Origin of the sequence: Haloferax sp. KTX1, assembly GCF_902410085.1 — an archaeon.
Lineage (GTDB): Archaea > Halobacteriota > Halobacteria > Halobacteriales > Haloferacaceae > Haloferax > Haloferax massiliensis.
Genome location: NZ_CABPRH010000005.1, coordinates 78,217 through 90,702, shown reverse-complemented (window position 1 = coordinate 90,702; position 12,486 = coordinate 78,217). Strand labels below are relative to the sequence as shown.

7 protein-coding genes are annotated in these 12,486 nt (G+C 67.4%); 5 read left to right on the top strand and 2 right to left on the bottom strand.

Going from position 1 to position 12,486, the window contains the following annotated elements:
- Complete coding sequence (locus FY251_RS10030; RefSeq protein ID WP_187367392.1) at positions 1-780, bottom strand: TatD family hydrolase; 780 nt, start codon at positions 778-780, stop codon at positions 1-3.
- Positions 781-952: 172 nt separating this feature from the next.
- On the opposite strand from FY251_RS10030, the gene FY251_RS10025 reads away from it, so the two are divergent.
- The 3 genes from FY251_RS10025 to FY251_RS10015 all read left to right on the top strand — a co-directional run bounded on the left by FY251_RS10025 (position 953) and on the right by FY251_RS10015 (position 3,837).
- Positions 953-1,162, top strand: coding sequence for a hydrogenase expression protein HypA/HybF (locus FY251_RS10025; RefSeq protein WP_148414588.1), 210 nt, complete (start codon positions 953-955; stop codon positions 1,160-1,162).
- Between the two features lie 81 nt (positions 1,163-1,243).
- On the top strand, positions 1,244-2,440 hold the full coding sequence (locus FY251_RS10020; protein WP_148414587.1) for an inositol-3-phosphate synthase: 1,197 nt from the start codon (positions 1,244-1,246) through the stop codon (positions 2,438-2,440).
- The gene (locus FY251_RS10015; RefSeq protein WP_148414586.1) at positions 2,437-3,837 is read left to right on the top strand and encodes an alkaline phosphatase family protein; all 1,401 of its coding nucleotides are present in this window, start codon (positions 2,437-2,439) and stop codon (positions 3,835-3,837) included. Before FY251_RS10020 ends, FY251_RS10015 begins: the two co-directional genes overlap by 4 nt.
- 117 nt (positions 3,838-3,954) lie before the next feature.
- On the opposite strand, the gene FY251_RS10010 is transcribed toward FY251_RS10015, so the two are convergent.
- Positions 3,955-9,171, bottom strand: coding sequence for a PVC-type heme-binding CxxCH protein (locus tag FY251_RS10010; RefSeq protein WP_148414585.1), 5,217 nt, complete (start codon positions 9,169-9,171; stop codon positions 3,955-3,957).
- A gap of 452 nt (positions 9,172-9,623) precedes the next feature.
- Between FY251_RS10010 and FY251_RS10005 the strand changes: the two genes are divergently transcribed.
- Positions 9,624-10,835, top strand: a complete 1,212-nt coding sequence (locus FY251_RS10005; RefSeq protein WP_148414584.1) for a Tm-1-like ATP-binding domain-containing protein — start codon at positions 9,624-9,626, stop codon at positions 10,833-10,835.
- Positions 10,836-11,012: 177 nt separating this feature from the next.
- Complete coding sequence (locus FY251_RS10000; RefSeq protein WP_148414583.1) at positions 11,013-12,434, top strand: substrate-binding protein; 1,422 nt, start codon at positions 11,013-11,015, stop codon at positions 12,432-12,434.
- Positions 12,435-12,486: the final 52 nt, after the last annotated feature.

The following is a 12,486-nucleotide window of genomic DNA, read 5'->3' as shown; positions in this document are numbered from 1 at the left end:
TCACACCTCGTAGTGGAAGTTCGGCGACTGGCCGAAGAACTCCCGCGGGTTGTCGTAGACGACCTTGCGCACCTCGTCTCGGTCCCAGCCGCGGTCGAGCATCTTGTCCCGGGCCTTCGGGACCGCGAGCGGGTCCGAGGGGTCCCAGTCGGCGGCGCTGTTGAGCAACATCTTGTCGGTGCCGTACTCTTCGAGGATGTCGATGGTCGTCTCGGCGTCTATCTTCCCGGGGTAGAGCGTGAAGCCGAGCCAGCAGTCGGTCTGCAGCGAGATATCGACCGTGTTCTCGGTGTTGTGGTCGATGACGATTCGCTCTTCGGTCACGTCTTCCTCCCGAATCATCTCGACGAGTCGCTCGGTCCCCTCGGGCTTCTGGGTGTGCGGGGTGTGGATGATGACCGGCAGTTCGCGCTCCTCCGCCATCCTGAGTTGGCGTCTGAACGCGTACTCCTCGGCCTCGGTCCCCTGGTCGAGCCCGATTTCACCGAGTCCGACGACGTGCTCGCGGTCGAGGTACTCGGGAAGACCGTCCATCACGGCCTCTGCCATCTCGGGGTAGTTCGCCTCCTTGGGTTCGAGGCCGACGGTGACGTAGTGGTCGATGCCCGCCGCCCGCTCCGCCCGGTCGGTCTCGAACTCGATTATCTGCTCGAAGTAGTCGAAGAACGACGCCGCGTGTCGCTTGTCCGTCCCGCTCCAGAACGCCGGTTCGACGCAGCATTCCACGCCCGCGAGCCGGGCGCGCTCGTAGTCGCTCGTCGACCGAGAGACCATGTGCATGTGCGGGTCGATAATTGGTATCGACATGTGGCCTACCTCTCTGATGGTAGTTAATCATTGTTTCGGTGGATCGGGTGACGACGGCGGAGTGGGGGACGAAACGGCCGACTGAATCGACCCCGCACGCCGGCGGAGACAGCTATTTACTCGTCCGCGCCGACGCCGTAGTCGCATGCCGGAACACTGTCCGTTCTGCGGCGAGCCGATTGAATCGAACCGCGTCACCCCCGAGGACGGCCGTCCCTACGAGGAGTGGCGCTGCGCCGACTGCGACGAGACGTGGCGACACCCCGAGGAGACGGTGCTCGACCGGAACCTCGACTTCAGCAAGCACGGCGACCAACTCGACAGGCGGGACGCCGACACCTCCCTCGACTGGTGAGCGGTCGCCCGCCGGCACCGACGCGGAAACAGTCATGATTGACGGACAAGGTTATGTATCGGCCACCGCAATCGTGAGTCGATGACAGTCGGAGTGTGGATTATCGGAGCCAGAGGTAACGTCGCGAGCGTCTCGATGACCGGCGCGCGCGCAATCGCCCGCGGAGTCGCGGACACGACCGGGATGGTGACGGCCCGCGACCCCGTGGCCGCGCTGGACCTTCCCGCCGTCGACGACCTCGTGTTCGGGGGCCACGACATCCGGTCCCAGCGCATCGGGGAGACCGCCGAGGAGATGGCGGGTCACGGCGGCGTCGTGGCACCGGACACCCTCGACGCGGTCCGCGACGACCTGCGCGAAATCGACGAGCGGGTCGAACTCGGGACCGCCCGGCGGTGCGGCGAGGCGGTCGAGGGGATGTCCTCGGAGACGGCGAGCGCCGACGTGGCCGTCGCCGACATCGTCGAGGAGATACGGGCCGACTACGCCGCCTTCGCCGACTCGCAGGGCGTCGACCGGCTGGTCGTCGTGAACGCCGCGTCGACCGAGCCGCCGATTCCGACGCCCGGCGACTACGACACGCTGGCGGCGTTCGAGACGGCGGTCGAGCGCGACGACCCGAACCTCCCCGCGAGCGCCCTGTACGCCTACGCGGCGCTCCTCGACGGCCACCCGTACGTCAACTTCACGCCCAGCACCGGCTCCTCGCTCGGCGGCCTGCGCGAACTCGCGGAGCGGAACGGCGTCCCGCACATGGGCCGCGACGGGAAGACCGGCGAGACGCTGATGAAGTCCGCGCTCGGGCCGATGTTCGCGGGGCGGAACCTGCGCGTCCTCTCGTGGGAGGGCCACAACATCCTCGGCAACAGCGACGGGCTCGTCCTCGAAGACGACGCCAACAAGGCGGGGAAGATAGAGAGCAAGGGCAGCCTGCTGGACGACATCCTCGGCTACGAGACCCACAACGCCGTCCGCATCGACTACACGCCGTCGCTCGGCGACTGGAAGACCGCGTGGGACCACGTCCACTTCGAGGGTTTCCTCGGGACGGAGATGAAGATGCAGTTCACGTGGGAGGGAGCCGACTCGGCGCTCGCCGCCCCGCTCGTCCTGGACTTGGTCCGGTTGGCCGCCTTCGGCGACGAGCGCGGCGAGGGCGGGACGATGCCGCACCTCGCGTCCTTCTTCAAGTCCCCCGAGGGCGTCGACAGCCACGAACTGTCCGAGCAGTTCCGACTCCTCTACGACTACGCGGAGCGCCACGCGGAGGGACTGTGACGACTCACAGCCCCTCGAACGCGACCGCGTCCGACGCCGGGCGCGTCGTCGTCCTCGATATCGTCGGCCTCCAGCAGCACCACCTCGACGAGGGACTGGCACCGAACGTCGCCGACCTGCTCGCCGGAAGGCCGTCCGGGGCGCTCGAACCCTCGTTTCCGAGCGTCACCGTCCCCGCGCAGACGACGCTCTCGACCGGGCGGTCGCCCGCGAGCCACGGCGACGTGTCCAGCGGCGAGTTCGACCGCGAGCGCCAGGTCGCCGAGTTCTGGGAGCGCGACCGGGGGACGCGAACCCGACTGTGGGAGGCCGCGAGCGACGAGGCGGGCCTCACGACGGGCGCGCTGTTCTTCCAACACCTCATCGGCACGAGCGCCGACGTGGCCGTCACGCCGTCGCCCATCGAAGACGAGGACAACACCCTCGTCGAGATGGACTGCTGGACGAACCCCGACGGCTTCTACGACGACCTCCGCGAGGAGTACGGCCACTTCCCGCTGCACAACTACTGGGGGCCGGTCGCCGACGAGCGGAGCAGCGAGTGGATTCTCGCGGCCGCGCGGGAGTCGATAGCACGGTCCGACCCGGACCTGCTGTGGGTGTACGTGCCGCACCTCGACTACGACGCCCAGCGCCACGGCCCCGACTCGCCTGAACTCCGGGAGGCGGTGGGCGTCGTCGACGACCTCGTCGGCGGGTTCCTCGACTGGCTCGAAGCGACGCCCCGCTGGTCCGAGACGGCGGTGGGCGTCGTCAACGAGTACGGCTTCAACGCGGTCGACACCCCGGTGTTCCCGAACCGAGCGCTCCGCGAGGCGGGCCTGCTCTCCGTGCGCGACGACGGCGAGGGCGGCGAGGGGGTCGATATCGCCGCGTCGTCGGCGTTCGCCATGGTCGACCACCAAATCGCGCACGTGTACACCGACCGGCCGGCGGCCGCCCGAGAGGTGCTCGAAGCGCTCCCCGGCGTCGACGCGGTGCTCGAAGGCGAGGCGCGGGGCGGCGCGGACCACCCGAACGCCGGCGACCTCGTCGTCGTCGCGGACGCGGACGCGTGGTTTCAGTACTACTGGTGGGGCGACGACGCCGACGCGCCGTCGTACGCGACGGAGATGGACATCCACGCCAAGCCCGGCTTCGACCCGTGCGAACTGTTCCTCGGCGACGAGGGACTCGTGACGCTCGACCCGACGAAGGTGTCCGGGTCGCACGGTCGCGTCGACCCAGACACGCGCGGCTTCTACGGCTTCGGCGGGCCGGCGGCACCCGACGGCTCATCCGGTGGCGTCGTCGATGCCCGGCGGTTCGCCCCGACGGTCGCTGACCTCCTCGGCATCGCGGACGACGTGTCGCTCGGGTTCGAGCGCCCGTCGCTGTTCGCCGGGCCGCGAGCGTAGCTTCGCCATCGCCATCGCCGCGGCGCGCTCGAAGCACTGATTTTCCGCGTCGCTCGGTTCGAGTTCGATACGAAAGAAAAGACGCCGCGGACCGCAGTCGGAACGGGGTTCGCCCGCTCAGTTACTCGAACTCGCGATTTCGATGGTGCCGCGCATCCGGAAGCTGTGGGCGCGACAGACGTACTCCGCCATCGCGTCGGTGACGGTGAACGTGACGCTCTGTGACTCGCCCTGCGTCGCGAGGTACGACGTGGAGATATCGTTGACGACGGAGTCGTCGCCGTTGACGACCTCGAAGTTGTGGGGCGCGCCGTTTCGGTTCGTCCACGTGACCGTGTACTCGCCGCCGGCTTCGAGGGTGAGCGTCGGGTTCGTCGCGTCCGCGATGCCGGACGGCGCGACGCCGGTCCAGCCCTCGTTGCTCTCGGCTTCGAGTTCGATGGTCGACCCGGACGGGATGACATCGCTGCCGCCGTCGTCGCTGTCACCGCCGCCGCCGTCACCACTCGTCGCCTCGACGTGTTCGGTGACGCGGTCGTAGACGAGTTCCAGCCCGTTGCCGGAGCCGCCGACGCGCTTGAGTTCGGTGTCGTCGAACCACGCGGTGCCGGTGGCGTTGCCCCAGCCGCCGAACAGCAGGTTGAACTGGAACTCGCCGGGCGACGCGCCGGTCGAGAACGTCGTTTCGAGCAGTTGCCAGTCCTCGACGGGGTCCGTGTAGTAGTCCGTGACGGAACCCTGTCCGAGCGAGTGGATGTTGATGGTGACGCCGTAGGAGCTTCCGATTTCACCGAAGCCGTCCTCGGAGTTGCTGAAGTCGTCCGAGGTCCTGACCCACGCCCGGAAGCGGTACTCGGAGTTCGGTTCGAGGTCGTCGCGGTACTGCGTCCACGACGCGTCAGCGCCCTCGGTGGAGTCGACGCGGATGCTGTAGTCGCCCGTCCGCGCCACGTCCGAGGTGTAGGTGAACTCGGCCGTGCCGCCGTAGGTGATTCCCTCCCAGTTCGCCGGCCCCTCGGGGTCCGACGACGAGTCGGTGTCCGCGGCCTCTTCGAACGAGGCGTTCGGCAGGAGGTTGTTCCCGTCGGGGTCGGTCAGCGAGACGTTGTCGAACCACGCCGTCCCCGTCGCGTTGCCGAAGCCGCCGAACAGACAGTTAATCTGGACCGTCGAGGTGTCGGCACCCGTCGTGAACGTGGTGCTCACCTCCGTCCAGTCGTTCGTTCCGGTCAGCGGGTCGGTCTCGAAGTCAGTGCTGTGGACGTTGAACAGCGCGCCGCGGGCCGAGTCGCTCGCCTGCACGTTCTCGGTCCGTATCCAGCCGCTGAGGGTGTACTCCGTCTCGGGCTGGACCGAGATGCCGTCGGCGAGCCAGACCGCGTCCGCGCCCTCGGTGGACGAGATCTGGACGCTCTGGCTGCCGTCTTGACCCGCGTCCGCGTAGGTGTACTCGGCGGTGCCCGCGAACGTGTTGGTCGTCCAGTCGGCGGGCATCGCGGGTTCGCCGCCGCCGGTGCTCTCCTCGAACGAGCCGTTCGAGAGCACGTCGGTGCCGTCCGGGTCGGTCAGCGAGACGCCGTCGAACCACGCCGTACCGGTCGCCTCGCCGTAGCCGCCGAACAGGCAGTTAATCTGGAGTTCTTCGAGGTCGCCGCTGTTGATTGTGGTGCTCAGCTCCGTCCAGTCGTTGGTGCCGGTCAGTCCGGACGGGATGGTGTCCCACTGCGTGCCCGAGTCCGTGTTCGCTAGCTGCTCGACGCTGATGGTCGCGCCAAGCGGTCCCTCGCCGATTGCGGTGCCGTCCACGAGTTGGACGCTGTCGGTCCTGACGTAGGCGGAGAGCGTGTACTCGGTGTTCGGGTCGACAGCGACCGTCGCGTTCCACGAGGCGTCCGCCCCGTCGGTGGACGAGACTTGGACGCTTCGGTCGCCTTCGTAGCCGGTCTCGGCGTACGTGAATTCGGGCGAGCCGGAGTACCCCGTGGTCGACCAGCCGACGGGCATCGCGTCGGAGTCGCCGCCGGTGTCGCCGCCGGCAGGCGTCTCGAACGAGGGGTTTTCGAGGAGGTTCGGGAGGTCGTCGACGCTGTCGCCGCCGTCGCTCGTGTCCTCGTTGGCCTCGTACGCCGGGATGAAGCCGTCGGCGTGGGTCGCGCCGGCGAGCGACGCCGCGTCCACGAGGACCGTGTCCCGGTAGTTCGACTCGTCGCTAATCATCTGGTAGACCGCCTCGCCGGAGGCGTCGTCGGCCGGCGTCCGCGCGAGCGCGACGAGCGCCCACATGGCGACCCGACCGTCCTCGTCGTTGAGGAGGTCGTTGTCGAGAATCGCCCCCCGCGTGTCCGTCGTCGGCGGAAGGACGCGGAGCGCGGTGAGTCTGACGCCCGGCGAGGAGTGGGTCAGCGCGCCGAGCGCGGCCTGAATCGCGGTGCCGTTCCCGGTGTCGGCGTCGAGCGCGCCGAGGCCGTGCATCGTCCACAGCGCGTGAATCGCCGCCGGGTCGAGGTCGACCTCGTCGAGCGTCTCCGTCGTGACGAGGTCGACGAGCGAGGAGAGCGCGCCCGTCTCGTCCCGTTCGACCAACAGCCGCTGGGCCGTCCGCCGCCAGAACATGTTCGAACTCGACAGCGCCTCGACGAGGTCCGAGACGCTCGCGTCCGCGAGGTCGGTCGGCTCGTAGCCGTCGTCGTCGCCGTAGACGACGCGGAAGAGCCGGGCGGTCGCGTGGTCGCGCACTTCGGACATGTATGCGTTCCCGGGGCCGTTGTCGAAGCCGTCGGGTGTCGGGTTGTGCTGGTAGATGTAGTTGTACCAGTCGATGAACCACAGCATACCGTCCGGACCGACCGAGGAGTACGACGGCGCGAACCACGCGTCGGTCCCGCCGGCGATGTTGTGGGCGTAGTGGGTGTTGTAGCCGGCACCGTCCTGCGAGAGGAAGAACGTCCCGAGCAGGTGACCCGTTCCGCCGCCGACGAAGCCGGTGTTGTTCCAGTACTTCTGGGGATACTCGCGCGCCGTGTAGATGGTGTGGCCGGTCGCCGCGGTGTACCCGCCGTGGAGGTCGACCTGCCGGACGCGGTCCGTGACCGGGAGGAACCGATTCGTGTCCGACGCCGCGCCGAAGTCGTTCGGCCCGGTTCCCTCGATGAGGTCGTAGTACTGATGCGGGATGGCGAAGTAGTTGCTCGGTCGGCCAGAGGTCGCGGCCGAGCCGAACGCGAGGCCCTCCTCGGTGAAGCCGAGGCCGGCCTGGTTCCCCGGGAGCGCCCCGACGATTTCGAAGTCCGTGACCGAGCCGTCCTCTAACTTGAATCGGTAGACCGAGGAGCTGAAGTTCCGCTCCTCGCCGGCGATGGTGCCGCTGAAGCCGGAGTAGCCGACCTGTCCCCAAATCCAGTTGTCGATGCCGTGGACCAGTTCGTTGGGACCGGCGTGGGTGTCGCCGTTACCGTACCCGGAGAACAGGACGGTTCGCTCGTCGGCCTGTCCGTCGCCGTCCGTGTCGGCGAGGTGGACCAACTTCCCGCTCTCGCTCGGGTCATCGAGGTCGGTGACGACGACGCCGTCGTCGACGACCACCATGCTCGGCGGAATCGACAGCCCGTCCGCGAAGACGGTGAACTCGTCGGCCTGCCCGTCGCCGTCGGTATCCTCGCAGACGACGATTTTGTCGCGGCCCTGCCCCAGTTCGTTGGGGTAGTCGCGGGTGACCGACAGCCAGACGCGACCCTGTTCGTCGAACTTCGCGTCGAGGATGTTCCCCTTCGCGTCGTCCGGCAGGTCGGCCTCGGTGACGAACGGCTTGAGGTCGAACCCTTCCGGCGTAATCGTCCGCCGGACCGTCTCGCTGGGGTTCAGCGCCCGCTGCATCTTGTTCCAACTCGTCCCGCTGCCGACCTCCTCGGGGACCTCCGGCGTCAGGATACTGCCTTCGGGCGGCGGATAGTACGGGATGTCGGCGTCGATGTACTCCAGGTCGTTGAGGACCTTGGTGTCGTCGGCAATGGTGTCTTCGTTCTTCGTGACCCAGCGAATCGCGTTCTCGATAAGCGCCTTGAAGCCGTCGGTCGCCCACGGCGCTCTCCCGTGACCCCACGCGGTGTAGAAGACGCGGCCGTCGCCCTGCGTGCGGGTCCACGACCACGGCTCGCCCTGTTCGCGGCCCTCGTCGTACTCGGGGATGCTGTCCCCGTCGGGGAACTGCCCGTAGGCGAGGACGTTGATGTCGTCGTTGAGGTTCATGTGGCGATACGTCTCGTCTTCGACCGTGATGGGGTCGAGGTTCGACAGAATCGGATGACTCGGCTGGGCGAAGCTCGTCGTCATCTCGTTGTAGTTGTGGTCGGCGAACTGGCCGCCGACGAGGTTCATGTAGGCGTCCGAGCCGGTGAAACAGGCCGAGGCGCTGTGAATCGGGATGAAGCCCCCGCCGTTCTCGACGAAGTCGACGATGGACTGCTCCTGTTCCGCGGTCAGCTCTTGGCCGTAGTTCGCGCCGCGGTTGTCCATCATGATCCACGCGTCGTAGCGGTGGAGCACGTCGGGTTCGAGGTCGGCGAGGCGGTCGGTGTACTGGACCTCGATGCCGCGGTTCAGCAGGTACTCGGTGAGCTGGACCTGTCGGGCGGGGCCGTTGTGGCTGCCGCCCTGCGGACCGCCCATCATGAGGACGCTGATGTTGTCCTCGGCCGGCGGCGGCGTTATCTCGACGCTCCCCCGCATCTGCTCGGGGTGTTCCTCGGCGTAGTACATCGCCATCGACGACTCGGCGGTAAAGGTGACCGTCTGCGAGTCGCCGGACCCCTCCATCGCCGAAAAGGACTGCATCTCCTCCCCGGTCGGGTCCGCGAGGACGAACGTGATGTCTTCGTCCATGACGTTCGAGAGCTCTATCTCGTACTCCTCGCCCTCGTGCATGACGAGCGTCGGGTTGACGGTGTCTTCCATCTCGTCGGGCGCGGTCGCGAGCCACGAGAACGAGTCCGCCGAGGTCTCGACCTCCGTCCCGTTGCGCCAACTGTTGATTCCCTTCAACAGGGAGTTCGTCGTCAGGTCGCCCTGACGCCAGTCGGATATGGCGTCGGCGAGACCCGACCCCTCGATGACCGACTCCTCGTTCGTGTACGCCGCGAGGACGTCACCCTCCGTCGCGACGAGACGAATCGTGTCGTCGGTGGTGAGCTGTTTCGCCTGCGCGACGCCGCTGGCCCCGAGGAAGTTCGCCGCCCCGGCGCCGCTCACTTTCATGAAGTCGCGCCTGTTGATGTTCAGTCGCTCGCTGTCGCCGTCGCCGGCGTTCGCTTCCCGTGTCGTGTCGTCGTCGTGTGTCATGTGTGTTGCGTCGGTCGCTGTCGTCGTTGGTTACCGTGCGATTACGGGGCTGCGCCGCTCTCGCGACCGCAGCCCAGCCGCGTACCCCGTCAATGGACCGACGGAGAGGCGGCTCCCTCCCGCTTGCTCGCCCGACCTGACGGCCGGGGTGTAACAGGAGTATAGCCATTACTCCCGTCGGCTCACTGTGTTGGGCTACCAAATTTCATGAACTAATATTACTTGAATGTACTGTCCGATGGTAAGCGGAGGCCGCGAGGTTCTCCGCCGCAGCAGTCGGTGAACGTTGGACCAACCCAAATGTTAATGACGGTCTGTCGTGTTGCCACGGTTGTAAGTATGAACCGCGCATACACACAGTCTGTCGTACCGACGGCGACGCCGCGGGGTGTCGTGGTTTCGAACCACGGGGACGGACCGGCCCGACGCGAGCGGTCCACCGCGGGTGAGCGATGAGCGTCGTCATCGTCGGCACGCTCGACACCAAGGGCGAGGAAATCGGGTTCGCCCGCGACGTGCTCGAAGGGCAGGGGCTCGAAGTCCACCTCGTCGACGTCGGCGTGATGGGAGACCCCGAAATCGAACCGGACACCGACGCCGCGGCCGTGGCCGAGGCGGGCGGAAGCACGCTCGAAGCGCTTCGGGAGGCCGGCGACCGCGGCGAGGCTATCGAAATCATGGGCGACGGCGCGGCCGTCGTCGCGTCTCGACTCCACGACGAGGGCCGACTCGACGGTATCCTCGGGCTGGGCGGCGGGGGGAACACCTCGGTCGCGACGGCCGCGATGCGCGCGCTCCCGATGGGCGTCCCCAAACTGATGCTGTCGACGATGGCGTCGGGCGACACGGAGCCGTACATCGGCTACCACGACATCGCCATGATGTACTCCGTCGCCGACATCGAGGGGCTCAACCAGCTCTCGCGGACCGTTATCTCCAACGCGGCGCTCGCGATGGTCGGGATGGTGTCGAACGAACCGGACGCCGAGACCGAGGACAAACCGACCATCGGAATCACGATGTTCGGCGTCACGACGCCGTGCGTTCAGACGGCGCGCGACTGGCTCGAAGCGCGCGGCTACGAGACCATCGTCTTCCACGCGACCGGGACCGGCGGCCGAGCGATGGAGTCGCTCATCGAGGAGGGCGTCATCGACGGCGTGCTCGACGTCACGACGACCGAGTGGGCCGACGAACTGGTCGGCGGCGTCCTCGCGGCGGGCCCCGACCGACTCGACGCCGCGGCCGAGCGCGGCATCCCGCAGGTGGTCTCGACGGGCGCGCTCGACATGGTCAACTTCGGGCCGAGAGACTCCGTCTCCGACGAGTTCGACGGCCGGCAGCTCCACGTCCACAACCCGCAGGTGACGCTGATGCGGACGACGCCCGAGGAGAACGCCGAACTCGGCCGCATCATCGCGGAGAAGCTCAACGCCGCGACCGGACCCACGGCGCTCGTGCTCCCGCTCGGCGGCGTCTCGATGCTCGACGCGGAGGGCGAGGAGTTCCACGACCCCGAGGCCGACGACGCGCTGTTCGACGCGCTCCGCGAACATCTCGACGACCACGTGGAAGTCATCGAATCGCCGGCGAACATCAACGACGACGAGTTCGCGCGCACGCTCGCGAAGGCCATCGACAGCCGGATGCGAGCCTCGACGTAAGACGCCCGACATCTACCGCGGCGACGAGCGTCGCGTTTCGCCCCGCGCGCCGCCGCCCGGAGCGTCGGCTCCGGGGCTTCGCGCTCGACATCGCCCGTACGTCCTGTTTTCTACCCGGATAATCACAAAGTTTAACTATACCATGACACCATGTGACTACCAGCGTTCCGAAGAAACATGACTGATCAACCAGCGCTAACTGACGAATCCAGGCGACGCTATCTGAAAGCAATCGGGACGGCCGGACTCACGGCCGGACTCGCGGGCTGTTCCGGTGGGGGTGGTTCCGAAGGCGAGAACAACAGCGGCGGCGGGGGCGGCGGCGACTCCTCTGGCGGGGACACGTCCAACGGCGACGGCGGCGGCGAGGACTACGAGGCCATCGGAAACTTCCCGCCCGAGGGGAACTCCGTGAGCATCGGATTCAACGGGCCGACTTCCGGCGCGTTGGGTCCCGACGGCCAGGACCAGGAGAAGGGCTTCGACCTCGCGGTGAAGCACCTGAACGAGGGCGGCGGCCTCGTCGACTACTGGGACCGACTGAGCGGCGACGGCATCATGGGCTATCAGGTCGAGCCGACGAAGGCCGACACCGCCGGGAGCGCCGACACGGCACAGGACAACATCGACCGGATGATTCAGCGGGACAACATCCAGTTCTGGACGGGCGGCATGTCCAGTACGGTGACGATGGCGATGCAGAACGTCGCCCAGCGGGAGAAGGTCCCGTTCATGGGCGGCAACTCCACGTCCGCCGGCATCTCCGGCGAGAACTGCTCGCGGTACTACTTCCACCCGACGTTCCACGCGGAGATTATCGGGATGGCGATGGGCGAGGCCGCGCCCTCGGTCCTCGGCGAGGACCGCTCGCTGTTCCACATCTACATGGACTACTCCTACGGGCAGTCGAACCGCGACGCCGCCCGCAAGTACCTCACCGAACAGGGGCCGTGGGAGGACGCCGGCGGTGCCGCCATCGCGGAGGGCGAGACCGACCACAGCTCCCAGATTCAGGCGCTCGAAGACTCGGGGGCCGACACGCTGTACTTCTCTAGCTTCGGTAACTTCGCCGCCAGCGGCCTCGCGCAGTTGCGAGACGCCGGCCTGACCGACGACATCGAGGTCATCATCCCGCACGTCAGCGCGTTCACCCTCGACCCGCTCGGCGCGGACGCCGAAGGCGTCCTCGGCATGGAGCCGTGGAACCCGAACGCCGACAACGAACCGAGTCAGGTGTTCGTCGAGTCCTACCAGGAGGAGTACGGCGAGACGCCCAACCAGAGTTCGCTGCACACCTACGAGTCGATGATGGTGTACGCGGCCGCCGTCGAGGACGCGGGGACCTTCCACCCGCCGACCGTGGTCCGAACGCTCGAAGAGTTCGAGTGGAGCCTCGCGTGGGGCGACTCCGCGTTCCGGACGTGCGACCACCAGGTCGAACGGCCGTGGTACATGGTGCAGGGCGTCGGCGACGACCGCGCCGAGGAACTCGGCATCCGGACGGAAATCGTCGAGACGACCGACCCGCTCGTCTACGAGTGCAGCGAGTTCCCGGCGTCCAACTGCGCCATGGGCGACAACGAGTACGGAGACGAGTGACGACCTGACCGCGCCTCGATACGACGTACCAGACTCCCTTTTCGGCAGTCGG